The sequence below is a fragment of the Priestia megaterium genome (assembly GCF_023824195.1).
GTDB lineage: Bacteria > Bacillota > Bacilli > Bacillales > Bacillaceae_H > Priestia > Priestia megaterium_D.
Genome location: NZ_CP085442.1, coordinates 348,250 through 374,344, shown reverse-complemented (window position 1 = coordinate 374,344; position 26,095 = coordinate 348,250). Strand labels below are relative to the sequence as shown.

Here is a 26,095-nt window from a genome sequence, read left to right as displayed (position 1 = left end):
AGACCTTTATAGGAGGATTTCCACTTCAAGCAAAAAAGCGCTAGTTTTTCTAGCGCTTTTTTTCTCGTTCATTCTTTATCTTTTTTAAACTGCTCACATTTTGCTTCGAGGTCATCAATCATCGTAATCAAACGGTCAATGTCTTCTAGATCTGTGTTTTGAGGCTCCATGGAGTCTAATACGTGTACAAACATATTTAAACGATCTTTTAAATAACGTACTTGTGAATCTTTATCCCGAACGGCGTTTCCCATTTTAAAACCTCCTGATATAGCTTTTCATTCGTATTTCTTTATATCCTAACGAATACTTTCATATTTGACAACTAAAAGCAATAAAATCCATAATAGTCACTGGTGTCCGTTTTGAATGGGACGTATAATTTAGTCTAGCAGGACGGACTGTGAGATGTTTTCATCATCATTTCACTTTACGGAAAAATAAAAGGAGTTTTTTTATGGCCACTTTACAACGAATTACCCCGGAGTTCGATCCGTGGGAAGCGTATTTAGATATGAAACAATATGGCAAACCGACGCTTACAAACGTTGAATTCACCACAACGACACTTTGTAATATGCGATGTGAGCACTGCGCAGTTGGATATACGCTGCAGCCAAAAGACCCAAACGCACTGCCGCTTGATTTAATCTTAAAACGTCTCGATGAAATTCCAACTCTTCGGGCGTTAAGCATTACGGGCGGAGAGCCTATGATGTCTCTATCTTCTGTGAAAAATTATGTGGTGCCTTTATTAAAGTATGCACATGAACGAGGTGTCCGTACACAGATTAATTCAAATTTAACATTAGATCTTGCTCGTTACGAACAAATCATTCCTTATTTAGATGTTTTACATATTTCTCACAACTGGGGAACGATGGACGATTTTGTGGAAGCTGGCTTTGCAATGATGGAGCGAAAGCCTACTTATGAGCAGCGCGCCAAATATTTCGACCGTATGATTGAAAACAGCCGCGCGCTTGTAAAAGCAGGTGTAACCGTATCAGCTGAAACGATGTTAAATAAACGTACGCTTCCTCATATGGAAAAGATTCATCGTCAAATTGTTGATGAAATGCTTTGTCAGCGTCACGAAGTACACCCTATGTATCCAAGTGACTTTGCCAGCACTCTAGAAACATTATCTCTTCCTGAAATGCGTCAAGCTATTCATCACCTTCTTGATATTCGAGATGAAAATGTGTGGATGCTATTCGGCACGTTGCCGTTTTATGCATGCAGTAATAATGAGGAAGACTTAACGCTCTTACAGCGCTTATATAGCAGTAAAAATGTAACCGTCCGAAACGATCCAGACGGGCGCTCTCGCCTAAATGTAAATATTTTTGACGGAGATATTATTGTAACGGATTTTGGTGATACGCCTCCTCTTGGCAACATTCAAGATACAAAGCTTACAGACGCTTTTGATACGTGGCAGCAAAGCACGATTTCTAAAGAACTTAGCTGTCATTGTTCAGCAGTGTCTTGTTTAGGACCTAATATCTTGGTGAAAAACAGCTATTATCAAGATACTGATTTTAGCAAGCTCCAAGCGAGCATTACAAAATAACAAAAAAGAGATTCCATCGTGGGAATCTCTTTTTTGTTATCTCGGCTGGTCATAAGCTCCAAAGCTTAAGGAAACATAATCTTGTACTGGAATCCATGCTCCAATTCCTTGAGACGTTACATTTCTCACCACAATTGAACGCTTGCTGCCTTTTACCGTTACATACACTTCTCCATATGTTACTTTTCCCTTTTCACTTACAGCAGGCGTATACGCATACAGATAACCTACTTTTTTGGGAGCTACGTTATAGACCTGGTCTTTTTTCGTTCCGGCACCTACAAACGTTTGAAATGATAAAGTGAGCTTTGTTTTTTTAGCTGCTTCAATTAGCATCATTTGTTTAACATGATCAGGCTGAGGCACTTTTGCTGTTAATCCGCCTTTTACATGGCTTTGATTTTCCTGACTGTACATCATTTTGTACTGAGTTTTTCCTGCTCTGTTGTCATAATGATTTGTATTGATTCGCTGGTGCTGCCAGTTAACGTTTGTTTCTGTTGATTCGTAATTCAATGGCCACTGTCCTAAAAAGACGGTTGCTCTGAAACCAATTGCCCATGGAGTTTTAGAAATGTTTGATTCATTTAATATACGAATTAAATCAGGGTTTTCAATTTTTACATTTGATGTTTCAATGAGCTCTTTTGTAAACTCACTCGGCTGCAAATATGGCGTGTCTTGACTAGCATTTGGATAGGTATTTTCTTTTGAAATATTTAAAGCTGAAGAAGGCACGTTGATGGTAGGCTGAGCTGTTTTAGCAATGGCGATCTTCGTTGAACATGAAAATGAAATAATGATGGTAAACACAAATAAAAGCAATTTACGTAACATCTAGAAACTCCTTTCAACATCGTTAATGAATGCAACCATAGTTTTTTCAAACATCTCCTGTTTTATCCTGAATACCAAAAGGGAAATTCTTACATTTGCTTACACCAAAAGAATCCGAACGATTAATCGTTCGGATCTTCTTTCAACTAAAACATTTTTGTCCCAGCCTCTTCTTTTTTAAATAAGATAAAAACCAATTCCCATAATAATATAAGCACCTAAAAGAGTTGCACCTTCGAACCAGTTTGTATCTCCGTCATTAGAAATAGCAATAGTTAAAAATACGGCCGTTACCATCGCGATCAACTCGGGCCAAGTAAAGACAAGAGACATTTGGTTTTCGAACAATAGAGAAACTAACACTAATATCGGTGCTACAAACATCGCTACTTGTAAAGTTGATCCAACAGCAATTTCAACAGCTACACCCATGCGATTTTTAACGGCCATAATAATAGCGGAAGCATGCTCTGCCGCGTTCCCAACAATCGCTACAATGATGACCCCGATGAACAGCTCACTCCAGCCAAAGCTTTCCGATACAATTTCGATTGTGCTAACCAAGCTTTCGGATACGTAAGCTACAGCTAACGTAGACAAAAAGAGAACAGCAATCGCTTTCCACATTGACCACTCTGGCTCCTCATGTTCTTCCACTTCTTCACTTTTATGCTGATATACGCCTCGATGCGTTACCAGCTTAAAAAATAACGCCGCCAAGTACAAGATGATGAGAATAATGGAGATTCCAACACTCAGGGACATGGTCTTCGCTTCGTCCATTTCGCTAGCAAACACTTCAGGAATAACAAACGCAACGATAACGGCAAAGATCAATAATCCAGAATTATGTCTTGCATCATAGACATTAAATTCTTGACGCTTAAATTTTAATCCCCCGATGAAGAATGAAAGACCGCCTACAAGAAGAAGATTTCCTAATACAGAACCGGTTAACGATGCAAGCACCACAGCTGTAAGGCCTTCTTTTAGAGCAAAAATAGAAATAATTAATTCTACAGCGTTACCAAACGTAGCATTTAATAGACCGCCTATTCGAGGACCAGCTACAACAGCTAAGCTCTCTGTTGCTCTCCCCATAAAAGCTGCGAGGGCAATGATTGTTAAACAGTAAATAATAAACATAAGAACATCTGACCAGTGCATCATGTGCCCAATAACAGATAGCGGCACCCCAAGAATAACCGCTATAAGAAAAATCCGATTGATCATCGATATGTACACCTACCTTATTCATTTTTTGACAACAAAATCAATCATATCAAATTAATGGAATTTGTATAGACTCACCGTCAATGTTAGTATTTTTAACCTATTTTTATAAATGATAAACCCTTAATTGATTTTTGATTAAGATATTTAAAAATCAGCCAAACTACCAAGGGTAAAAAGATATAATAAGGAGTGAAAAAATGAGCAATAATGATGTAAAAAATCAAATTTTATCCGTACTGGATGACTATACAATTGGAACGTTAGCTACAATTCAAGATGGAAAACCTTATTCACGCTTTATGATGTTTTTTCATGAAGATCTTGTGCTCTACACCGCCACCAATAAAGATACCCATAAAGTCGAAGAACTAGAAAAAAACCCTTACGTTCATATTTTGTTAGGCTATGATGGGCAAGGTTGGAGTGATCCGTATGTAGAGGTAGAAGCCAAAGTAAATGTAGAAACAAATGAAGAGTTAAAAAAGAAATTTTGGAATGAAAAGTTAAAAGAGTGGATTAAAAGTCCAGATGACCCACATTATTTGCTTCTTCAGCTGACTCCTGAACGCATGCGCTATTTTGATAAAGCCGGAAGCAAACCAAAGGAAATATGAGATTGAGACGTAGCTAAGTCCATTCCATCTAAAGACGAACAAATGGGAGCAAGGAGCTCGTATGGATCGCTTGTGACAACACTGGTGATTTCCATGCCAGACTTCGCTTTCCGCGGGCGGGCGGTGAGCCTCCTCGTCGCTTCCGCTCCTGCGGTCTCACCTGTTGCGCTTTTCCCGCAGGAGTCTTCGTCTTGCCCTCCAATCACCAGCTAGCAGTACCTACATACATAAAACCTACGTGCATCATCACCCTAAAAAAATCCGAACGAATTTGATTCTCTATCAAGAATCTCGATTCATCGTTCGGATCTTCTTCAACTAAAATACTTTTGTCCCAACCTCATTTAATTTCGAAAGTTTCTGTCACTTCAATACTGTCCACAACCGACTGTAGCATCGAACAATTTTTTCGTGCTAGCTCAACTGATTTTTCAATTTTGTCTAATGGCAGGTCTTCTCCTGTGATGATATAGTGCAAATGAATTTTTTCGATTCGCCCCGCTTTTTCATCATTTCGTGTCACATCAGCTTGGATGCGTAAATCGGAAAAAGCGATTCTTTTTTTCTCTAGAATCTTTCTTAACACGCCTCCGCTGCAAACAGCAATTGACGATACCATTAGCTGATACGGACGAAAGCCATACTCTTCATCTCCGGCGATATGTAGCTCTCCATAAGGAAGATTTGTTGTAAACCCCGCCTCTTTTTTCATGTTGAATTCCATTTTCTTCACTCCTTTACTTCATTATAAACCGCTTTTTATATAACCAACTACTCTCAATATGGATACTTGTTACACCGTCACCATAAAAAAATCCGAACGAATTTGATTCTCCATCAAGAATCTCGATTCATCGTTCGGATCTTCCTTCAACTAAAATACTTTTGTCTCAGCCTTTTTTATGACTCTGTGTTAAATTAATTTTCCGGCGCGAATATCATTTGTCATTCCTTCGTAAGGCGCTTGAGCGATAACTTCCTCATTGTTCGCTCCGACATTTTTGATAAATGTAATGTCAGCAAATTCGGGTACAACGTATTTCGGATATGTTTCGTATTTTTCACGGGATTCATGCATTAAATCAATATGATTATTTTGATAGCACACGGTAATTTCAGGATGTTCATGTACCCATTTCGGGAAGAAAATAATGCCGTGCATCCGTTTTTCATAAGGCATAAAGTTCAAAGATACATCTGTTCCAGTCGGTTCAGTCCACGATACTTTATATACACCTTCTGTTAATTTCACAATATCTACTTTTTGGTCGCGAACCCATCGTCCTGCCACCATTCCGCTATGAATACGGTAATCGATTGTATTTTCGTTTTTGATATAAATTTCATATTCCCATCCGTTTTCGTATGTGTAAATCATATGATTTCCAATAAATTTTTCCATTTTTATATCGCTCCTTTGATTTATAACACTTCGTATATGTCTAACACAACGCTGTCTGGGCGTCTCACAGCAGCGCCTAGAAAAACGCGGTCGTGTAAGCGTTTATATTTTGCACTTCCTGTATGACCAATGACAATCGTTGTACCGACATTGATTGTGAATGTCGCTATTTTCTTAAGCACTGTTTGTATCCTAGCGATCACTTTTTATTTGTAAATAAAAACATGTAACTATTTACATGTTTTATTCTACTTCCCTTATAAAAAGATGTCAAATTAACAGCACAGCACGTCTACATCCTTGTCAATAAAGCGTTTTCCTTGTACGATTAAACAGTTGGATTGACAAAATATAGATAAAAAGAGGTTGAATGCTATGAGTGCTACTCATCAACAACGTTTCTGGATTTTAGTTAGCCTTGTCGCCATTTCTGGATTCAGCCAAGGTATGCTGCTGCCTTTAATTGCTATTATTTTTGAGAAAGACGGTCTTTCTTCTACTATAAATGGATTAAACGCAACTGGATTGTACCTAGGCATTTTATTTATTTCTCCTTTTATGGAAGGGCCGCTTCGCAGATACGGATATAAACCAATTATCGCAGCAGGCGGACTTTTAGTTATTGTATCTTTAGCTTTGTTTCCCCTGTGGAAATCTGTTGTTTTTTGGTTTGTGCTCCGTTTATTTATTGGAATAGGAGATCACGCGCTGCACTTTGGAACTCAAACGTGGATTACATCATCTTCCCCTGCTGATAAACGAGGTCGAAACATTTCATTGTACGGGCTGTTTTTTGGTATTGGTTTTGCTGTTGGTCCTTTAATGACGCCGTTAATTGAAATTAGCCAAGCACTTCCTTTTATGATTTCTTCAGCTCTATGCCTCATAACGTGGGTATTTTTATTTTTGATAAAAAATGAATTCCCCCTACAAGAAATTGAGGTTAATTCATTAAAAGAAACGGCTAAGCGATTTTCTAAAGCGGCTAAATATGCTTGGATTGCTTTTTTGCCGCCTTTTGGATATGGTTTTTTAGAATCATCACTGAACGGAAGCTTTCCTGTATATGGTTTACGAATTGGTTTGCAAGTAGAGTTTATTTCACTGCTGCTGACTTCCTTTGCAGTTGGAGCTATTGTATTTCAGCTTCCTCTTGGGATACTGAGCGATAAATTCGGACGGAAGTTAGTATTAGGATGGATTTTATCAATTGGAGCCGTGACGTTTTTTACAGCAAGTTTATTAGAAGAAACCGCTATTCCATTAGTAGCTTGTTTATTTATAGCAGGCATGGTTGTAGGTTCTACGTTTAGTTTAGGAATTAGCTATATGACAGATTTAATCCCTACTCGTTTACTGCCTACAGGCAATTTACTATGCGGTATTGCTTTTAGTATCGGAAGCCTTGCCGGCCCTTACATTGGCGGTACTTTTATTCAGTTCTTTCACCATGTCAGCTTTTTTAATATTATTAGCGGAATGCTTGGCCTTATTTTTATCGTTCTTTTTATGTTCGGACAAAAAATTCCTATGCAGCAAAAAACAAGCGAGAACTTATAAGTTCTCGCTTGTTTTTTAAACTTTTAGCGTCCCGTGCTGAAGAGCTGACTTTTCAATTTGAATCGTCGTATGCTCAATGCCGCAGTGATCGTGAACTAAATCGATAGCTTTTTGCAAAATCCACTGACAATCTTTTCCATCTTCTACGCGCATATGACAACTCAATGAGTCTAGCCCTGAAGTGATCGTCCAAATGTGTAAATCATGCACATCTTTAACTCCTTCAATGTTTTCAAGAAGTTTTTTTATTTCACTGTGATCCACTCCTTCAGGAGAGCCTTCCATTAAAATATGAACGCTGTGAGCAAGCACGCCCCAAGCACTTTTTAAAATTAATACTGACACAACTACAGAAATAATAGGATCAGCAATATACCATCCAAACAGCATCATAAGAAGTCCCGCTACAATAGCTCCAATTGACCCTAAAGCGTCTCCTAATACATGTAAGTAAGCGCTGCGTAAATTTACATTTCCTTTTACATCGCCTTGTCTCATAAGTGACCATGCGCTGATTAAATTAGCAAGTAAACCAACAGCAGCAATCACCATCATGCTGCCGCTTGCTACAGACTGCGGCTCTAATACGCGCTGATAGGCTTCATATATGATGAATCCTGCTATTATAAACAGGGCCACTCCGTTAAAAAGAGCCGCTAATATTTCAAACCGATAATAACCGTACGTTTTTTTAGCCGATGCAGCTCGGTTAGCAAACCATATCGCTACGAGGCTAAGAGCAAGTGAGGTTGTATCAGACAGCATATGTCCGCTATCAGATAATAACGCTAAGCTATTTGTAAGAAGTCCACCAACAAACTCAAGAACCATAATACCTGCTGTGATAATTAGTGCAATGAGCAGGCCTTTTTTGTTACCTTCACGCTGTGTATCAAAATGATGGTGGTGACCATGGTGATGATGATCATGACTCATGCAAAGCCCCTCCTTTTATTCGTTATGTGCGCATTCTACGTGCTGAATCACTTGATGCAAAATTCCAACTACGTGTTCATCATCATACGTATAGAAATACGTATTCCCTTCACGGCGATATTTTACTAAACGTAAATGACGCAAGTGAGTTAACTGATGTGAAATAGCTGACTGTGAAACACCAAGCACTTCAACCATATGACCGACTGAACACTCTTCTTGAAATAGTAAATAAAGAATTTTCATTCTCGTAGGATCTGAAATAGCTTTTAGTATTCTTGACGCTTCTTCTACTGTTTGAGGCGATAAAAACGAATGTTCATCTTTTTTCATAACATCTCTCCGTTCATTATATGAAAGTATATGAGCATATGTTCATATATAAATTATAAAACACTTTTTTCTATATAGTCAATTATTTACGTCTTTCTAAATTTTTTTGCCTATTTTTAAAAAAAATCCACACAAAATACTTTTTCTGTTATATAATACAATTAAATATAATAAACTGTATTAAAACAGATGGAGAGGAGAATAATAAATGAGCAGACAAGAACGTAAAAACATGATTACATTTATTGAAACAATGAAGGGGATTGACCGTGAAACCTTAATGTACATGACGGATGCCGATATCGAGCACATTTACACTTCCGCTTATAAATATTATGAAGAGCATTTAGATATGTAGTACGTTTTTTACAGAATGCAGACGTCCAGCTGCATTCTGTTTTTATTTTTTAAGCGTTAGTCGTTACCTCCTTGCTTGTTCCGTGCTATACTATACTAAATATCCCAATTTAAAAGAGAAGAACTGAAAAAATGTGCTGCTATCGCTGAGATGGCAGCTTTCGTGCTTTTTTAGGGGTAATGATTGTGATTATTCTTCTCAATTATCGTTCAAGGAGGATTTGTATGGAAAATGCGTTACCTAAAAAACAAGAACAAACGCCTCAAACATCTTCTGCTGTCAACGTATTGAAAACACATGGTGAACTCATTGCTGCACTGTTAAGCGGCGTGCTGATTTTAGCTGGCTGGCTGCTGTCAAAACAGCAGGATACTGCTGTATCTATTACGCTCTTTGTATTAGCTTACGTGATAGGCGGATTTGCTAAAGCAAAAGAAGGCATTGAAGAAACGATTGAAAATAAAGAATTGAATGTCGAAATGTTAATGATTATTGCAGCCATTGGAGCGGCTGTAATTGGCTACTGGACAGAAGGTGCTATGCTTATTTTCATTTTTGCATTAAGCGGTGCGTTAGAAACGTACACCATGAATAAAAGCAACCGAGAAATTAGCGCCTTGATGAATTTACAGCCGCAAGAAGCAACGCGTCTGATTGGAGATCAAGAAGAAATTGTATCCATTTCGGATTTACAAATCGGAGACTTGCTGCTAGTTAAGCCGGGTGAACGAGTGCCATCCGATGGTATTGTTGTCTCTGGTCAAACAACGATTGATCAGGCTGCTATTACGGGGGAATCTGTTCCTGTACTAAAACAGCTCGATGATGAAGTATTCGCGGGCACGGTGAATGTGAAAGGCGCCATTACCATTAAAATGACAAAGCCAAGTGCTGAGACGCTGTTTCAAAAGATCATTCAACTTGTTCAAACGGCTCAAAGTGAAAAGTCTCCTTCTCAATTGTTTATTGAACGATTTGAAGGCACATACGTAAAAATTGTTCTATCGGTTGTGGCAGTTATGCTATTTCTCCCACACTATGTGCTTGGATGGAGCTGGACCGAGACATTTTACCGTGCAATGATTCTCTTAGTTGTAGCGTCTCCTTGCGCCCTGGTTGCATCTATCACCCCTGCTTCGCTGTCTGCTATTTCAAACGGAGCAAAAAAAGGAATTTTGTTCAAAGGCGGCGTGCATTTGGAAAGATTAAGCCATTTAAGCGCAATTGCTTTTGACAAAACAGGAACGTTAACAAAAGGGAAGCCAGAAGTGACAAATGTCATTGTACGTTCTGATATGAACGAGCAGGAATTTCTTATTAAAATAGCATCAATTGAACGTCAGTCCAATCATCCGCTTGCTCAATCCATTGTTGACTTTGTGAAAAACAAGCAGGAATTGACGCTCGTTCAGCCAGATTCACTTGAAGACGTTCCCGGATATGGTGTCATTGGGTCTCTTCAAGGAGATACATGGAAGATAGGAAAAGCAGATTTTGTAGGTAAAGAAGATGCAGCTGAATTTGAAAATGGGATTTCATCTACGCTTGCCAGTGAAGGAAAAACGATTGTGTACGCAAAAGACCAGCATGGTATTGTGGGATTGCTTGCGCTAAAAGACGTTGTACGAACAGAAGCTGTAGACGCTGTTAAATCTCTTAAAGAGCAGGGTATTCATACCGTCATGATTACAGGAGACAGCGAAAAAACAGCCGAAGCCATTTCAAAAGAATGTGCCGTCGATGAATACATTGCAGAATGTTTGCCGGAAGCTAAAGTAGATAAAATTAAAGCGTTAAAAGAAAAATTCCCTACCGTTTCAATGGTGGGAGATGGCATTAACGATGCACCTGCTCTTGCTACTGCTAACGTTGGAGTAGCCATGGGAGAAGGAACGGATGTGGCACTTGAAACAGCGGATATCGTTTTAATGAAAAATGATCTATCAAAAATTTCGGATGCAGTAGCTCTTTCCAGACGAATGAACTCAATTGTGAAGCAAAACGTTATTTTTTCTATTGCCGTCATCTTTTTATTAATTTGTTCGAATTTTTTCCAAGTGCTTGATATGCCATTTGGTGTTATAGGTCACGAAGGCAGCACCATTTTAGTTATCTTAAACGGCCTTCGCTTGCTAAAATCTTAACGCAAAAAAGCCTAACGTATTTGTTAGGCTTTTTATTATGGAAATCGATGCCTTAATGGTAACCGTTTTGTCCATTTTGGCTGTTGCTTGTTTTATGCTTCGGCTGGCTCTTTTTATTTTGCTTTGTATTGCTTCCGTCTTTTTTTGTATGCTTTGTCATGATGTAAAACCTCCCTTTCATTTTGTTAGTATGCTCATATCTTGCGAATGATTTCATCCCAATTTGTGACTATGAAGATTTGACTCGACGGTCGTAGAAAATCGCGTTAATTTCTCCTCCAATAACGATAATCATGCCCGATAGATACAGCCAAATAAGCAGGATAATAATTCCGCCCAAGCTTCCATATGTAGCTGTATAGTTATTGAAATGATTTACGTAATACGCAAATAGCATTGATACCACTGTCCAGCCGACCGTAGCAAAAGCTGCTCCTTTTACAACATTTCGAATCAGCAGCTTTTTATTAGGAGCAAAGTAATATAACCCCGTAAAAACAGTAAACAAAATGAGACCGCTGATAATCCAACGGGAAGCAGACCATAAAGCGAGAAAAGTTTCTGAAAATCCAAACGTAGACGATAAATAAAGTCCAATCATATGACCGAAAACAGGAAGTAAAAGCGCTACAATAATGACAAATATCATCGCAAAAGTAAGGAGAACTGCCATACCTCTCGCCACTAAAAAAGGCCGATTTTCTTGTACGTGATACGCTCGGTTAAATGCTCTTACGATCGCATTAATTCCATTTGAAGCAGACCACATCGTGGCAATGATACCAAAGGACAATAGCTTTTCATTATGAGAACCAATGATATGGGAAACGTTGCTTTCAATCATGTGCAGCGTTTGCTGTGGCGCTACATTTTCGACCAAATCAAGCAGGTCTGTTGATTCCAATGGCAAAAATCCAATCAGCGTAATTAAGAAAATTAAAAAAGGAAATAGCGAGAGCAGCAAATAATAAGCCAATTCAGCTGATAAACTGGGCAGCTCATCTCGATGAATGCGGCCCATCAGTTCTTTGCCAAACCTTACGATGTTATTTATGTACATTCCAGCCATATGTGCCTCCTTATTTATTTTTGTTCATCACCATACTTCTCCACAAATGCTTCTTTTGTATCGTTTACAATTTCCATCACCTGAGGCGTTGTTTCTTTTAACTTTTCTACTTTTCCTGCTACAAATGATACATCTTCAGAAACTTGCTCGATGGTCGTACGGATGGTTTCATATTTCTCTTTGACAGTATCCGTTACAAGTTCAGGGTGCTGAATAAGAGTTGTTGTTTTGGCTTTCAGTTTTTTACTTCCTTGAATGACAGAGCTTCTTGTTTCTTTATCAAATAAAGAAACAGCTCCTCCTATAATTGCTCCAATGACAATACCTTCTACTAGCTTATTTCGTTTACCCATTTGTCGTTTCTCCTCCGTTTTTTATTTTTTAAGTATTGCTTATTCCGAGAAATGCTTCTCTATAATTTCGTCTAAAAGAGCCTTGCATCCTTCTTGAACTAAGTCATATACTTCGTCAAAATTTCCCGTGAAATAAGGATCAGGCACATCTTCAATATGTAAATCGGGCACAAAATCCAAAAGCCTTGCAATATAACCTGTTTTAGTATGTCCAGCCATCCTTCTCAGATTTCCTACATTTTCGACATCCATTCCAATAATATAATGGAATTTAGCTACATCCTCTTGAATCACTTGTCTTGCTGTTTGCCCTTTAAAATCAATGTTGTTTTTCGTTAAAATAGATTGCGTCCCTTCATGAGGAGGATTTCCTTTGTGCCAGCCTCCTGTGCCTGCAGAATCTACGTAAATTTGTCCTTCTAGCCCTTTTTTCTTCACCATATCTTTAAAGACCGCTTCTGCCATGGGTGAACGACAAATATTTCCCAAACAAACGAATAATACGTTAATCATAGTCTCGACTCCTTTCCCTTATTACAAACATTATATACAATCATTTTTAAACTAAAAAATAGTTTTCTTTTATTTATATCGTTTCCACTCTTCTGTGGATAAGAACCTGACATAAAAGTGTTCACACGATAAAAACATGTTACAATAAAAAAAACGCAACTGGAAGGATGAACAAAGTGGATTTATCAGTAAAATCTCCAGAGAATATTAAACATATGGTCGATAGCATTAGTGAAAAACTGCGCATGCTAAATATCGGAGCAATTAAAGCTGAAGCTTTTGACGAAGAAATGTATGAAGACTTAAAGTACTTATACGATATGGTAATGAGAAAAGATTCTTTTAGCCCAAGTGAAATGCAAGCGATCGCGGAAGAATTAGGTACACTGCGTAAACAAGCTTAATGACAACTCCGTCAATGACTAATAGCCATTGACGGTTTTTTCTACATTTTTTTCTATACATGAATGCTGCACCTTTTAGCGAGCAAATAAGAGTTAAATCGTTTACATACGCATAGATGAAATATTCCCAAAAATCTTTCTTTTTCATTAGGAATTGACGTTTTTATTATTTGTCTATAGAATGTATCGAAATACCTAAAGCTCGTATAGTCTTGGAAATAGGGTCCAAGAGTTTCTACCGAACTACCGTAAATAGTTGGACTACGAGGGTTGAACATCATTCATACTGCATTTTTATTCTTCTTTATGTTCTCCCTTACATAGTCCTTCATTGTTATTCAGTTATACAATGAGAGGAGTCACATTCATGTCAAATACAAAAACAACCTTAAGAAAACAGCTTGCTGTTGCCAATAAAAAAATACCTGCAGATCTTGTAGTGAAAAACGGGAAAATTATCGATGTCTTTACGCTTTCCATCATTGAAGCCGATATTGCGATTGCTGATGGAGTGATTGTTGGAATAGGTCAATACGATGGGAATAACGTCGTTGATGCAAAAGGAAAATACATTTCTCCTACGTTCATTGATGGACACGTTCACATTGAATCATCAATGGTTACACCTAAAGAGTTCTCAAAACTTCTTGTACCTAGAGGCGTCACAACTGTCGTAACGGACCCTCATGAAATTGCGAATGTTTCAGGGAAATCTGGCATTGAGTTTATGCTTCAAAACTCGGATTCCATTCCTTTAGACGTATTTGTGAATTTACCTTCAAGCGTGCCAGCAACTCCTTTTGAAAGCTCTGGAGCCGTCTTAAAAGCAGCTGACTTAGCGCCATTTTTCTCTCACCCTCGCGTGCTTGGATTAGCAGAAGTGATGGATTTCCCTGCTGTGCGAGATGGAGATGACGATATGCTCGATAAATTACAAGCAGCTAACGATGCAAACGGCGTAATTGATGGGCACGGCTCAGGGCTAGATGCTACGGGCGTTAATATTTATCGTACCGCTAACATTTCAACAGATCATGAATGCGTAACAGCAGAAGAAGCAATTGAACGTATTCAGCGCGGGATGTATGTTCTGATCCGCCAAGGTTCTGTCGCTAAAGATTTGAAACAATTATTACCTGCTGTAAATGAACGTAACGCGCGCAGATTTTTATTCTGTACCGATGACAAACACCTAGATGATTTATTAACGGAAGGTTCTATTGATTACAATGTTCGTTTTGCTATTGAACTCGGGCTGGATCCGTTAATTGCGATTCAAATGGCTTCATTAAATGCCGCTGAATGCTACGGGTTAAAAGATAGAGGTGCGGTTGCTCCTGGTTACAAAGCTGATTTTATTCTATTAGACGACTTAACCGATATATCTGCAGCACATGTCTATCAAAACGGAGAGCTTATTGCTGAAAATGGAGAGATGCTTTCTGTTCAAGAAGAACAAATTGATCTTCCAACAGAACTAATGAATTCTGTTCATCTGAAAGAGTTTTCCATTAAAAAACTTACGATACCACTTCAGCATAATCGCGCTAATATTATTGAAATTAATCCAAACAGCCTGCTTACAAATCATATTGTAGAAGAAGTTCAAGTGAAGCAAAACGAATTTCAGTCTTCTGTAGAAAACGATCAGCTGAAAATGGCTGTTGTTGAGCGTCATCATCTAACAGGGAATATTGGTCTTGGGATTGTAAAAGGTTTTCAGTTAAAAGACGGAGCGATTGCTACCACGATTGCTCACGATTCACATAATATCGTAGCCGTAGGAACAAATGATGAAGATTTAGCAAAAGCAATTGCGGCAATTGAAGAAATCGGCGGAGGTATTGTTATTGTAAAAGGCAATGAAGTGATTGGCTCCCTTCCTCTTTCCATCGGAGGATTAATGTCACCTCACCCTTACAATGAAGTAAACAGCTTACTTAAGCAGCTTCACGGGGCTCTTCATGAGCTTGATATTTCACAGAAATTCAACCCGCTGCTGACATTATCTTTCTTAAGCTTGCCTGTTATCCCATGTCTAAAATTAACCGACAAAGGATTATTTAATGTAAAAGAATTCAAGCATATCACCGTTCAAGCATAAAACAAAAAGGACTCTTTCGAGTCCTTTTTATTTATACCCTTTAGACGGCGCAGTTCGAGTTTTACGATTTTTATAATGACGATATCCTTCTTTTAAAAGGATAGGAAAAACAGCGACTAGAATTTTTTTAAATATACGTCCCAATTTAAGGCACTCCTTTACGTGTTCTTACTTTACTATACCCAAATTGGACAGCTAAAAACGCAAAAAAGAGCAGGTATATCCTGCTCTTTTTGTATCACTTACCGATAAATTGTTGAGTCCAGTACGTAGTATCACCTTTTACGTATCCAACACCAATTTCAGTGAAATCAGGGTTTAGAATGTTTTTGCGGTGACCGTCACTATTCATCCAAGCATTCATTACATCTTCAGGTGATTGCTGACCTTTTGCAATGTTTTCACCTGCAGTTGTATATTCAATGCCGAATTGTTTCATCATATCAAATGGTGAACCATATGTTGGTGAATTATGGTCAAAATACCCTTTGTCCATCATATCTTTTGATTTAGTGCGTGCAACGTCACTTAATTTTTTGTTAAGTGTTAGAGGTTTTAAACCTTGTTTTTCACGCTCTTGGTTCACTAAATCTACGACCTTTTGTTCGAATTGACTAGCATCTTTTGTTTGTTCTGCTTTATCAGTATTTTCTGATTGTTGAGCTTTTGTGTTTTGCTGTGTTTGCTCTGGAGCTTTTGCTTCTTCACTTTGCTTTGGTGCTTGTGCTTGTTCCTGTGGAGCTGCTTCAGCTTGCTCTGGTGCTTGTGTTTCTTGCTGCGGAGCTGCTGCTTGAGCAGATTGTCCTTGAGCGTTAAATTTCTTTAATAGCTCATCTACATTTATATTTTGTGCTGCTTGAGCATCTTTAATGGTAATTTGTTTTGGAGTGTTGCAATCAGGAGCTGCTGCATTTGCTTGTCCTGCTGTTAGTAATCCTAATGATACGGCACCTGCGACAGTGGCAATACGAAACCTTTTCTTCATGTTTGAAATCCTCCTATGTGTTAATAAAGTTTTTTTGTAAAACCGCAACGCATCTAAGCTTGTAGCAAGCCAATCTCGTGATGCACCCTCATTGTTGCATGAAAACTATGAAACTCGCAACGTCTTTTAAGCTACCAAAATTATACTTTCATTTATGTAAAAAATATTTCTATTGTATTACGTGGCTTCTATCTATTGATAGTAAAAGGTTTTCATATTATTTTAGAAACCGCTTCATCCAATGCAGTAATATAACTGTAAATTCCTCGTCAAAATCGTTACATACAAAAAAGGCGACAGCACAGTGGTAAACCACCCTGTTATCGCCTTTTACAGAAAGTTTTACTAATATTATTTACTTATTTTAAGACATTTACTGATTCACGTACGAATGCTTCCATATCGTCTGGTGTACGGCTTGTAACTAGTTGATTACCGCATACCACCACTTCTTTATCATGGAAGTTTGCGCCTGCATTTTTCAAATCAATAGCAATTGATTTGAAACCAGTTACGTCACGTCCTTTTAATGTTTCAGCATTGATTAGCAGCTGTGGTCCGTGACAAATAGCCATAACCGGTTTGCCTTCATCCATAAATGATTTTGTGAAAGCTACGACTTGATCGTCCGCACGCAAGATATCTGGTGAGAAACCTCCCGGTAAAAACAATGCGTCAAAATCTTCTGGCTTTACATCCGCAATTGCTTTATCAATTGTTAATGTTGTTTCGCCTTGTTTACCTGTTACTTCACCTGTTTTAACATCGATTTTTGTTAGCGTATGGCCTTCTTCTTCAAAGGCTTTGGCTGGATCTGTATATTCCACATCTTCAAATAAATCTGTTACTAATACTGCAATTTTCTTACTCATTCTAAGCAACTCCTTAATTGATTTGTGTACTAATGTTCTATAAATAAAATACCCGTACACTATTCTTTTAAACATGCTTTATGAGTAAAAAACTTTTCTACAATAATCAAAAAACACATTGAAGATTTTTATAAAGCAGAAATTCAAAACAAATTAAATGTCTGAAACGTCGTCTCTTCTGGAACTGGGTACACATCTCTCCCTGCAATCACGTTCAGAATACGCTGATTGCGCTGAACGGATAAACCAAGATTTGTTGCGCCAGATCCATGTGAATGTTCGATATTGGTTAAAGTAAAAAAGTGGTGGTTACGGGGTTGTTTAAAGACAAGCCGGTAATCTTTTGTAACTTTGAAACGCTTGTCATCTTCCCATTCAATATCATCTTTTATTCGTTCGATGAACGGCGAAATTTTTGGCTTATAGCCCGTGGACAATATCAAACGATCCGCTTCGTATTGAAAAGAGCGTTCAGCCTTTAATTGTTTGCACTCCAGCTCATATCCATTTCCTTTTTTATGAATATCACTTACTTCAGTCGAAGCTTGAATCGTAACGGGTACTTTTCCTTTAAGTGAACGATGATAAAGTAAATCATAGATTTTCGTTAAGGTAGAAGATTCAATTCCGTGACGTAAAGGATTTAAATCTTCCACCGTACTTGTACGTTCCTCAAAAGGCAGCGAATGAAAGTAATCTACATAGTTTGGCGAAAATAACTCTTGAGCAAGCTTGGATTGATCAAGCTGAAAAAAATTAGAGGATCTTGTAAACCATGTAAGGTGGTAATGATGTTCAGTCTGTTCTTCTAGTAAATCAAGAAAAATCTCTGCAGCACTTTGCCCTGAACCAACGATCGTTACATGCTTTCCTTTTTGAATCTCTTCTTTTTTATGTAAATAGCCGCTGCTGTGTAAAATATGCTCATTGAGCTTTTCTTCAAAAGCCGGAGGCACAAGTGGAATGCTTCCTGTTCCCATTACAACGTGTTTAGCATTTACTGTTTGAATTCCCTCAGGTGTTTCTACCTTTACTTCATAATACTCTTCTTCATTTTTCGGTATCACGTCTACAACTTTTGAAGAAAAGTGGCAGGAAGATAGCTGCTCCGCTACCCATTTTGCGTACTCGTTGTATTCTTGACGCGGAATGTCAAAACGATTAAAGAAAAAGAACGGATACAAGCGTTTTTGCTTGTGAATATAATTTAGAAAAGAATAGGGGCTTGTTGGATCCGCAAATGTAACTAAGTCTGCTAGAAACGGAATCTGCAAGTCCGTGCCGTCAATTAACATTCCCGGATGCCATTCAAATTTCGCTTCTTTATCAAAGAAGACAGCATCAATTTCATCAAGAGGCTCAGCAAGGGCCGCTAAGCCTAAATTAAAAGGTCCTATTCCTATTCCCACCATGTCATACTGCTTATTTGTCATCTTTAAACTCCCTTTCATAAAAAAAGCTAACAGTATTGTCTACTGTTAGCTTTTTACCCTTTTTCCATACATTTATGCGGAAGGAGTCATACTCATTTTCGGGCCAAACGATTCATACATGATATTTTCTTGAGAAATACCCATTTCAGCTAGGCCTTCTAACACCATTTGCGTAAATGAAGAAGATCCACAGACATAATAATATGCCTGTTTATCGCCGGCGTATTTAGCTAGCTCTTTTTTAGTTAAGCGACCATACGTTATATGTTCATCATGCTGATCTGTTTGCGCTTGACTATAGAAAACGTGTTGTTCAAACGTATATTTCTCTGACAACGATTGAAGCTCTCGTTTCATTGCATGAAACTGCTCATTTTTAGCACTGTGAATAAATGTTACTTCTTGATTGTTTTCCAATGCTTGATGAAGCATTGACATCATTGGAGTAATTCCTACACCTCCGCTGATAAATACTGATTTACTATTTTCTTTTAAGACAAAATCTCCTGCTGGAACGCTGACTTCAAGCAAGTCTCCTTCTTTCAATTGGTCATGTAAATAAGTTGACACGACCCCGTCTTCCATTTGCTTTTCTTTTTTCACCGTAATTTTATAGTATGGTTGACTTGGATAGCCAGATAAGCTGTACTGACGAATGGATAAATACTCGTCACCAGGAATTCGTACACTCACATACTGACCTGGCAGAAAAGCAGGCAGCGCTTTTTGATCAGGTGATACTAAATAAAACGAGTACACGTCTTCTGCTTCTTTTACTTTTTTATGAACCATTAGTTTTTTATAATCTTTCCATCCTTTTTCTTCGGCTTCTTCATATAATTTTTGCTCAACACTTATGAATACGTCCGCAATGGCACCGTAAGCTTCTTTCCAAGCTTCCATAATCTCATCTGTCGCAGCTTCTTTTAAAACATCTTTAATTGCCTTTAATAAGAACTCGCCGACAATTGGATAGTGCTCTGCTTTCACGCCGATACTGCGATGTTTATGGGCGATTTGCTTCACAACTGGAAGCAGCGTTTCAAGCTGATCGATGTACTGTGCAGCGGCATAAACTGTATTAGCTAACGCCATTTGCTGACGTCCTGTTTTTTGATTTGTTTGGTTGAATACATTTTTTAAAGAAGGATACTGTTCAAAAAGCATTTCATAAAAACGAGTTGTGATTGCTTGACCATGCTTTTCTAAAACAGGAACTGTACTTTTTACAATAGAAATAGTTGTTTGTTTCATAACTTTCGCCTCCGAAAGATTCATTTTTAAAAGATATATTTTTAATACATCTTTATAATACTCATATCCGACTTAAAAAGATATATTTTATATACATATTTAAAGAAATGTTCACAAATTCGCTACTTCAAAAATGAAAGCATTCTTTCTGTATTTCTTAGATATAGACATGCTATTATAGATATATAAGCTGCTGGTAAGAGAAGAGGTAAAGAGATGAGGCTCACACAATATACAGATTACTCACTGCGAGTTTTATTATATTTAGGCGTTCGCGATAATAATAAACTAAGCAATATAAAAGAAATTGCTGAAGCGTATAATATTTCTAAAAACCATCTTATGAAAATCATTCACGAGCTTGGAAAACTTGGCTTAATCGAAACGATACGAGGACGAAACGGCGGTATTCGTTTAGCTCAGCTGCCAAAAGACATTAATATTGGCAAAGTGGTACGTCAAACAGAAGAAGATTTTCATATCGTTGAATGTTTTGACCGTGAAGGAAACTTCTGCATTATTAGCCCCGTCTGTAAGTTAAAAAGTGTTTTGCATGAAGCTATGCAAGCTTTTATTAAGGTGTTAGATCAATATACATTGGAAGATTTAATCCAAAATAAAGATGAATTAAACCTCCTCCTTCTATCTCAAAAAAACGAGGAATGAAGAAACTAAATTTCACCTGAAATCATTTTCGTTTTTTCACCCTTTTCCCTTTCATCATAAAATAAAAGATGTTACAATGAGGCACGTATTGGAAAGACAAGATGTCTCCATTCGAGCAGACAATGAACCTCATTCTGTTCATCCTAAAAAAATGACGAAAGGGTGTTTGAGTATGCACGTAGGAAGCAAAGGCTGGTATGTTGAGGAACTTAAAAAACGAGGAGTTCGCAACCACGAAGGCCGCAAAGTGGAAAAGTACAAAACATATGTACTTGCTAACTTGCTTGATAAACACAAAAATTAATAACATGTAATAAGAGAGTACAAATGCGTACTCTCTTTTTTGTTCTTTAATAAGCAGCGTCTTGATAAAAATAATTTGGTGATAATACTTTATTTTTATAAGGCTTATGAAAAATATGCGTGGTCGCTGGCGAAACCGGTGGAATCAACCACGTCCAGTTCCCAGTCACTTCCCGGCCATTTTTTTGCTCTCTTTCTTCAAACAAGTGAAATTGCTGAGCAGCGGTGTGATGGTCTACGATGCTAACGCCTTCTCGTTTAAAAGAAGAAAGCACTGCAACGTTTAATTCAACAAGAGCTTTGTCCTTCCAAAGCGTCGCGTTGTAATCCATGTTCAATCCCATCATAGAAGCTATTTTTGGAAGTTGATTATAGCGATACGCATCCGCTAAATTTCGCGCCCCAATCTCAGTCCCCATGTACCATCCATTAAACGGTGCTGCGACGTAATCAATCCCTCCAATTTCTAGCTTCATATCTGAAATCATCGGGACAGCGTACCATTTTAACTGTAAGTCTTCAAATTCAGGAAGTTCTGGATGCGTAATAGCTACTTCTTTCACTAAATGTTTTGGAATCTCAAAATATCGAGGCGACTCTTCATTAACTTGCAGGACAAGAGGAAGGATATCAAAATGCGTTTTCTTACCTTCCCACCCCAAATTTCGGCAAACTTCCGTGAACGCAACAGAATCAGGATCTCCTACCATACCATATTCCGTCTCATATCCAGCATAGCGGATTAGCTGATGATTCCATATTCTAACCGGCTCTTTTGCTTTCATTTTCGGTTTAAACACCGTAATAGTAGGCCGGATTTTCCCGTCATTTGTTGCATATTCAATATGGTGGAAAAGGGCGTCTCTTACCTCTTCAACTGTGCTTACCCCTCGCTTATCAAATACATTGAGCGAGTGCCAAAATAGCCGTCCGATACATTTATTGCTGTTTCTCCAAGCCATACGAGCTCCGTGCTCTAACTCTTCAAATGTATGATCATAATGTCCGAGTGACATAATTTGCTGATGAATTTCTTTTAACCGCTTGTTTTTGTCCGCTTCGCTTTTTTCAAGTTCAGCGTAACATGTTTCTATAAATACACGTGCTTGTTCAAATAATTCTTCTTGCTTCAACGTTTGTTCCCCCCTAGAAGAACAGATTTCATTCTTTTCGTTCAAGAAAAGCAAGTTTCAGTATACCATTCTCATAGCGGAAACGCGCATCATAATGCTTTAATAGCCTCTTTCAATATTAACCAAGTTAGAAGGCAATTCGCCTTGCTCAACTTTTTGCAGCGTTTCAACAAAGCACTCGACGGCTTCTTCAGGCGTAGTCAACGCTGAAATATGAGGTGTTATGATGATATGTGAATGATTCCACCAAAAAGATTCTTTCGTTAACGGTTCATGTTCAAACACGTCTATGTATGCTTTTCGAATACGCTTTTGTTGAATGGCTCCTACTAACGCATCTTCATTTACAGTTGCTCCTCGTCCAACATTTATAAAGTATGCATTTTCAACTAAATTCATCCATTTTTGATCAAAGTAGCTTTTTGTTTCATGTGTTAGCGGCATTGTACTAATAATCCAATCGGCTTCTTTTAGCAATTCTTTTTCCTTCGAAATCGAGACCACTTGATCAAATAACGGCTTTTCATTTCCACTTTTAGATACACCAAGTACTCGTACACCAAAAGATTTTAAAACGGCTGCAAGACGACCGCCGATTTCACCTGTTCCATAAATTATGACCGTTTGAGTAGAAAGCTGCTTAGGCTCTACCACTTTCCACTGCTTTTGTTTTTGCTGATGCTGAAACTGTGCGTGGTGCTGAAGTTCAGCTAGCATATAGCTAAGACAATATTCACTGATTCGCTGACCGAATGAACAAACCGTACGTGTTAACATCACACTCTTTTTCCAATTACCACTTTCAAAGAACCGATCGACTCCTGCGCCGAGAGAATGAATCCATTTAAAGCTATGATCTTCAAAGCAATTCGTTGGACCGAAGGATAAAAGCGCGTCAGCCCAGTTTAAATCTTCAATTGTAACGTCTTGCTCTTCCATAAATCGAAACGTCTGAGACAGCTGCTTTTGGTTGATTATCTCCTGCAGCTCTTTATGCATTCTTCCTGCCACTAGTATCGTATGAATGTTCATTTCTTCTCCCCCTGTCTTTTTATTCTTTTTCAATATACTCTATTTGAATAATTCGGTATGGCCGTTCCTTCGTCATGCCGGATTTTCTACATTGATATATATAGTATGAATGAAGTGAAAGAAAGACGCGAGTGAATTTTATATGACTTTCAAGGCTGGAAAACTCATATGGATTTATGTATATAAGTTCGCTATAATCGTTATGAATCAATTTGTTTATAACGAAATATACGATAGATATTTTAAAAGAAAAGGTGTGTCAGCATGAGTGTATTAAACGTAAAAAATCTAAGCCATGGTTTTGGTGACCGTGCGATTTTTAACGATGTATCATTTCGATTGTTAAAAGGTGAACACGTCGGCTTAATTGGAGCAAACGGCGAAGGTAAATCAACATTTATGAACATCATTACAGGCAAGCTAGAACCGGATGCTGGAAAAGTAGAATGGTCTAAAAAAGTGCGCGTCGGCTATTTAGATCAGCACACGGCGTTAGAGCGCGGTCTTTCTATTCGTGATGTACTAAAAAGTGCTTTTCAATACCTATTTGATTTAGAAGCTCAAATGAATGGCCTCTATGAGAAAATGGCGGATGTATCACCAGAAGAACTCGAAAAACTATTAGAAGAAGTCGGTACGCTTCAAGACCTCTTAACAAACAATGACTTTTACGTTATCGATGCAAAAGTCGAAGAAATTGCACGCGGATTAGGATTAGAAGATATCGGCTTAGATCGCGATGTACAGGATTTAAGCGGCGGACAGCGTACGAAAGTATTATTAGCCAAACTGCTGCTTGAAAAACCAGAAATTCTCCTACTTGATGAGCCTACAAACTACTTGGATGAACAGCATATTGAGTGGCTACGACGCTACTTGCAAGAATATGAAAATGCCTTTATTTTAATTTCTCACGATCTTCCATTTTTAAATAGCGTGATCAATTTAATTTATCATATGGAAAACCAAGAGTTAAATCGCTATGTAGGAGACTACGACGATTTTATGAAAGTATATGAGATGAAAAAACAGCAGCTTGAAGCAGCTTATAAAAAACAACAGCAAGAAATGGCAGATTTAAAAGATTTCGTAGCGAGAAACAAAGCCCGTGTGTCGACACGAAATATGGCCATGTCCCGTCAAAAAAAGCTCGATAAAATGGAAGTAATTGAACTAGCTCAAGAGCGTCCAAAACCAGAGTTTAACTTTAAGAGTGCTCGTACTTCAAGCAAATTAATTTTTGAAACATCTGATTTAGTCATTGGATACGAAGAGCCACTTTCTAAGCCACTGAATTTAAAAATGGAGCGAGGTCAAAAGATTGCCCTTGTAGGAGCAAATGGAATCGGGAAAACAACTCTTTTAAAAAGTATTTTAGGAGAAATCAAACCGATTTCAGGCTCTGTAGAAAAAGGAGATTACCAGCATATTGGCTATTTTGAACAAGAAATCAAAACGGCTAATTACAATACGTGTATTGAAGAAGTATGGAATGAGTTTCCTCACTTTACCCAATATGAGATTCGTGCAGCTCTAGCTAAATGCGGCTTAACAACAAAACACATTGAAAGTAAAGTAGAAGTTCTAAGCGGTGGAGAAAAAGCAAAAGTTCGTCTATGTAAGCTGATTAACAATGAAACCAACATTCTTGTACTCGATGAGCCTACAAACCACTTAGATGTAGATGCGAAAGATGAATTAAAACGAGCTTTAAAAGAATACAAAGGAAGTATCTTAATTATCTGTCACGAACCTGAATTTTATCAAGATGTTGTCACAGACGTGTGGAACTGCGAATCTTGGACGACTAAATTATTTTAAAAAAACAGGTTAAAAGAGGCATATCTTTTAGAAAAAGTGGGAATGATAAGATTAAGTTCCCCCCCTTTGTGTGAGTAGCCATTTTTTAAATGGTTACTTTTTTTATATATAGTCCTTTAATAAAATGGCTATATTGTATCTATACTCCCTAAACCCAAAAAGGCCGCTACAGCGATGCAGCGGTCTTTTCGTTGTCATGGCTTCATCTGTAGCCAGCTATCAAAATGATGAACAGCTATACTGCTTGGAGGATTTTCAGCTTGACACTTCGTAAGCAACATACCCAGCTCTTGCATCATCTTTTCTTCTCCTTTAGCAGAAAAAGAAATGTATTCTCCTTCATCTGAGGCCATCGTTTCTACCCCTATTTCAATCGGAGTGGATAGCACACGTCCCCACTTGCGTTCATTTTCTGTTATTTCAGCAATGCCGTTTTCTTTATCTGCGTGGTTTCGGTACGCCATAATTGTGACTTCATCAGCGTATTGAATAACCCACCGCCCCAGCGAACCAGAACCGTTGCTATTTTTGAATGGAACTTCGTCAAACCAAAACGGTATATCTACAGCAAGCGGCAAGTGTAACTGATGAGACTGTACAGCGGCTTGAGAAATGACATATTGATACTGCAGAATACTTTTCGCTCGATTATTTTCCCAACTTTTATACAAATAAGGCTCTACATCCAAATGAACCCCTGAAAATTGCTGTTGTTCTTCCGCTTCTGCTTGGTAAGCTGTTATCCAATTAAAAAATGCGTCTTGTTTTTCTACACCGGAAGTGCCTATCCAATAAGGAGCGCCGTCAAGTGCGTAAACACTTATCCCCTGGACTTGCGCTTGTTCAATAAAATGCTTATATACGGAGAATGAAAGGTGAGTATCAATTTGTAAATAAACCTTTGTCACCTTTTTTTCTTGAAGCTTTTCGAGGATAGCTTCTTGATTCAACATCCATTTTTTTGTATCCCACACCCACGTAGACAGCGGTATATTCATCTCTGCATTCACCTTTGATCCACATCCTATTCCTTTCCCGATATTAAACAGCCATACAACCACCAGAAAAATAAGAACGCACTTGCTTTTCACACTCTTTTTCCTCCTTTATACGAGCCAGAACTCATATAAAGAGAGTCTGACAGCTTGGCACAACTT

At 38.0% G+C, this 26,095-nt stretch carries 29 protein-coding genes and 1 riboswitch; of the genes, 10 read left to right on the top strand and 19 right to left on the bottom strand.

Features of this window, described 5'->3' with window-relative positions; translation table 11 throughout:
- Nucleotides 1-68 precede the first annotated feature (68 nt).
- A complete protein-coding gene (locus tag LIS78_RS01995; RefSeq protein WP_252284589.1) occupies nt 69-254 on the bottom strand; it encodes an SE1561 family protein in 186 nt (61 codons plus the stop codon).
- Nucleotides 255-457: 203 nt separating this feature from the next.
- On the opposite strand from LIS78_RS01995, the gene yfkAB reads away from it, so the two are divergent.
- On the top strand, nt 458-1,576 hold the full coding sequence (yfkAB, locus tag LIS78_RS01990; RefSeq protein ID WP_013055141.1) for a radical SAM/CxCxxxxC motif protein YfkAB: 1,119 nt from the start codon (nt 458-460) through the stop codon (nt 1,574-1,576).
- 36 nt (nt 1,577-1,612) lie between these two features.
- On the opposite strand, the gene LIS78_RS01985 is transcribed toward yfkAB, so the two are convergent.
- Together LIS78_RS01985 and cax are read right to left on the bottom strand one after the other, a co-directional pair.
- A complete protein-coding gene (locus LIS78_RS01985; RefSeq protein WP_013081530.1) occupies nt 1,613-2,413 on the bottom strand; it encodes a YfkD famly protein in 801 nt (266 codons plus the stop codon).
- Nucleotides 2,414-2,590: 177 nt separating this feature from the next.
- On the bottom strand, nt 2,591-3,646 hold the full coding sequence (cax, locus tag LIS78_RS01980; protein ID WP_195781352.1) for a calcium/proton exchanger: 1,056 nt from the start codon (nt 3,644-3,646) through the stop codon (nt 2,591-2,593).
- 200 nt (nt 3,647-3,846) lie between these two features.
- On the opposite strand from cax, the gene LIS78_RS01975 reads away from it, so the two are divergent.
- Nucleotides 3,847-4,263: a pyridoxamine 5'-phosphate oxidase family protein gene (locus LIS78_RS01975; protein WP_195781353.1), complete on the top strand. Its 417-nt coding sequence runs from the start codon at nt 3,847-3,849 to the stop codon at nt 4,261-4,263.
- Here the strand turns inward: LIS78_RS01975 and LIS78_RS01970 are convergent.
- The 4 genes from LIS78_RS01970 to LIS78_RS01955 form a co-directional block, all read right to left on the bottom strand.
- On the bottom strand, nt 4,224-4,469 hold the full coding sequence (locus tag LIS78_RS01970) for a hypothetical protein (RefSeq protein WP_245210644.1): 246 nt from the start codon (nt 4,467-4,469) through the stop codon (nt 4,224-4,226). The genes LIS78_RS01975 and LIS78_RS01970 overlap by 40 nt on opposite strands.
- A gap of 134 nt (nt 4,470-4,603) precedes the next feature.
- Nucleotides 4,604-4,987, bottom strand: coding sequence for an OsmC family protein (locus LIS78_RS01965; protein WP_195781354.1), 384 nt, complete (start codon nt 4,985-4,987; stop codon nt 4,604-4,606).
- Between the two features lie 189 nt (nt 4,988-5,176).
- Nucleotides 5,177-5,665 carry a phenolic acid decarboxylase gene (gene padC, locus LIS78_RS01960; protein ID WP_195781355.1) on the bottom strand — a complete coding sequence of 163 codons (489 nt, stop codon included), beginning with the start codon at nt 5,663-5,665 and terminating at the stop codon, nt 5,177-5,179.
- Between the two features lie 20 nt (nt 5,666-5,685).
- On the bottom strand, nt 5,686-5,847 hold the full coding sequence (locus LIS78_RS01955) for a DUF3237 family protein (protein ID WP_229754502.1): 162 nt from the start codon (nt 5,845-5,847) through the stop codon (nt 5,686-5,688).
- A 193-nt stretch (nt 5,848-6,040) separates the two neighbouring features.
- On the opposite strand from LIS78_RS01955, the gene LIS78_RS01950 reads away from it, so the two are divergent.
- Nucleotides 6,041-7,225 (top strand): MFS transporter, encoded by a 1,185-nt coding sequence (locus LIS78_RS01950; protein WP_252284588.1) that lies wholly within the window; start codon nt 6,041-6,043, stop codon nt 7,223-7,225.
- Between the two features lie 15 nt (nt 7,226-7,240).
- Here the strand turns inward: LIS78_RS01950 and LIS78_RS01945 are convergent, their stop codons facing one another.
- Nucleotides 7,241-8,161, bottom strand: coding sequence for a cation diffusion facilitator family transporter (locus LIS78_RS01945; protein ID WP_252284587.1), 921 nt, complete (start codon nt 8,159-8,161; stop codon nt 7,241-7,243).
- Between the two features lie 15 nt (nt 8,162-8,176).
- Nucleotides 8,177-8,494: an ArsR/SmtB family transcription factor gene (locus LIS78_RS01940; protein ID WP_013081523.1), complete on the bottom strand. Its 318-nt coding sequence runs from the start codon at nt 8,492-8,494 to the stop codon at nt 8,177-8,179.
- A 208-nt stretch (nt 8,495-8,702) separates the two neighbouring features.
- Between LIS78_RS01940 and LIS78_RS01935 the strand changes: the two genes are divergently transcribed.
- Nucleotides 8,703-8,852: a BH0509 family protein gene (locus tag LIS78_RS01935; RefSeq protein WP_013055132.1), complete on the top strand. Its 150-nt coding sequence runs from the start codon at nt 8,703-8,705 to the stop codon at nt 8,850-8,852.
- Nucleotides 8,853-9,076: 224 nt separating this feature from the next.
- Nucleotides 9,077-10,996 (top strand): heavy metal translocating P-type ATPase, encoded by a 1,920-nt coding sequence (locus LIS78_RS01930; RefSeq protein WP_033580743.1) that lies wholly within the window; start codon nt 9,077-9,079, stop codon nt 10,994-10,996.
- Between the two features lie 229 nt (nt 10,997-11,225).
- Here the strand turns inward: LIS78_RS01930 and LIS78_RS01925 are convergent, their stop codons facing one another.
- From LIS78_RS01925 to LIS78_RS01915, 3 genes are read right to left on the bottom strand one after another with little or no spacing between them, the layout of a single operon-like run.
- Complete coding sequence (locus LIS78_RS01925; protein ID WP_013081521.1) at nt 11,226-12,065, bottom strand: YihY/virulence factor BrkB family protein; 840 nt, start codon at nt 12,063-12,065, stop codon at nt 11,226-11,228.
- Nucleotides 12,066-12,079: 14 nt separating this feature from the next.
- On the bottom strand, nt 12,080-12,418 hold the full coding sequence (locus LIS78_RS01920) for a hypothetical protein (protein WP_098793638.1): 339 nt from the start codon (nt 12,416-12,418) through the stop codon (nt 12,080-12,082).
- A 39-nt stretch (nt 12,419-12,457) separates the two neighbouring features.
- Nucleotides 12,458-12,931, bottom strand: a complete 474-nt coding sequence (locus LIS78_RS01915) for a low molecular weight protein-tyrosine-phosphatase (RefSeq protein ID WP_252284586.1) — start codon at nt 12,929-12,931, stop codon at nt 12,458-12,460.
- A 176-nt stretch (nt 12,932-13,107) separates the two neighbouring features.
- On the opposite strand from LIS78_RS01915, the gene LIS78_RS01910 reads away from it, so the two are divergent.
- Together LIS78_RS01910 and ade are read left to right on the top strand one after the other, a co-directional pair.
- The gene (locus tag LIS78_RS01910; protein WP_013055127.1) at nt 13,108-13,335 is read left to right on the top strand and encodes a DUF1128 domain-containing protein; all 228 of its coding nucleotides are present in this window, start codon (nt 13,108-13,110) and stop codon (nt 13,333-13,335) included.
- Between the two features lie 182 nt (nt 13,336-13,517).
- Nucleotides 13,518-13,619: riboswitch (purine riboswitch) on the top strand.
- Nucleotides 13,620-13,702: 83 nt separating this feature from the next.
- Entirely contained in the window at nt 13,703-15,439 is a 1,737-nt protein-coding gene (gene ade / locus LIS78_RS01905; protein WP_252284585.1) for an adenine deaminase, read from the top strand.
- Between the two features lie 238 nt (nt 15,440-15,677).
- Here ade and LIS78_RS01900 read toward each other — a convergent pair whose 3' ends face one another.
- The 4 genes from LIS78_RS01900 to hmpA all read right to left on the bottom strand — a co-directional run bounded on the left by LIS78_RS01900 (nt 15,678) and on the right by hmpA (nt 19,983).
- Nucleotides 15,678-16,424, bottom strand: coding sequence for a CAP domain-containing protein (locus LIS78_RS01900; protein WP_252284584.1), 747 nt, complete (start codon nt 16,422-16,424; stop codon nt 15,678-15,680).
- A gap of 359 nt (nt 16,425-16,783) precedes the next feature.
- Nucleotides 16,784-17,296 carry a type 1 glutamine amidotransferase domain-containing protein gene (locus LIS78_RS01895; RefSeq protein WP_013081517.1) on the bottom strand — a complete coding sequence of 171 codons (513 nt, stop codon included), beginning with the start codon at nt 17,294-17,296 and terminating at the stop codon, nt 16,784-16,786.
- Nucleotides 17,297-17,439: 143 nt separating this feature from the next.
- Entirely contained in the window at nt 17,440-18,729 is a 1,290-nt protein-coding gene (locus LIS78_RS01890) for a lysine N(6)-hydroxylase/L-ornithine N(5)-oxygenase family protein (RefSeq protein ID WP_195781361.1), read from the bottom strand.
- A gap of 72 nt (nt 18,730-18,801) precedes the next feature.
- Nucleotides 18,802-19,983 (bottom strand): NO-inducible flavohemoprotein, encoded by a 1,182-nt coding sequence (gene hmpA, locus LIS78_RS01885; protein ID WP_252284583.1) that lies wholly within the window; start codon nt 19,981-19,983, stop codon nt 18,802-18,804.
- A gap of 216 nt (nt 19,984-20,199) precedes the next feature.
- On the opposite strand from hmpA, the gene LIS78_RS01880 reads away from it, so the two are divergent.
- On the top strand, nt 20,200-20,649 hold the full coding sequence (locus LIS78_RS01880; protein ID WP_028410145.1) for an Rrf2 family transcriptional regulator: 450 nt from the start codon (nt 20,200-20,202) through the stop codon (nt 20,647-20,649).
- 172 nt (nt 20,650-20,821) lie between these two features.
- Entirely contained in the window at nt 20,822-20,953 is a 132-nt protein-coding gene (locus LIS78_RS01875; protein ID WP_016762840.1) for a YflJ family protein, read from the top strand.
- A 46-nt stretch (nt 20,954-20,999) separates the two neighbouring features.
- On the opposite strand, the gene LIS78_RS01870 is transcribed toward LIS78_RS01875, so the two are convergent.
- Together LIS78_RS01870 and LIS78_RS01865 are read right to left on the bottom strand one after the other, a co-directional pair.
- Nucleotides 21,000-22,085, bottom strand: coding sequence for a nitric oxide synthase oxygenase (locus tag LIS78_RS01870; RefSeq protein WP_252284582.1), 1,086 nt, complete (start codon nt 22,083-22,085; stop codon nt 21,000-21,002).
- Between the two features lie 99 nt (nt 22,086-22,184).
- Nucleotides 22,185-23,117 (bottom strand): D-2-hydroxyacid dehydrogenase, encoded by a 933-nt coding sequence (locus tag LIS78_RS01865; protein ID WP_209150844.1) that lies wholly within the window; start codon nt 23,115-23,117, stop codon nt 22,185-22,187.
- Nucleotides 23,118-23,381: 264 nt separating this feature from the next.
- Here LIS78_RS01865 and LIS78_RS01860 point away from each other — a divergent pair, with 264 nt between their 5' ends.
- Complete coding sequence (locus tag LIS78_RS01860; protein ID WP_014461863.1) at nt 23,382-24,938, top strand: ABC-F family ATP-binding cassette domain-containing protein; 1,557 nt, start codon at nt 23,382-23,384, stop codon at nt 24,936-24,938.
- Nucleotides 24,939-25,132: 194 nt separating this feature from the next.
- On the opposite strand, the gene LIS78_RS01855 is transcribed toward LIS78_RS01860, so the two are convergent.
- Nucleotides 25,133-26,029, bottom strand: coding sequence for an amidase (locus LIS78_RS01855; RefSeq protein WP_252284581.1), 897 nt, complete (start codon nt 26,027-26,029; stop codon nt 25,133-25,135).
- Nucleotides 26,030-26,095: the final 66 nt, after the last annotated feature.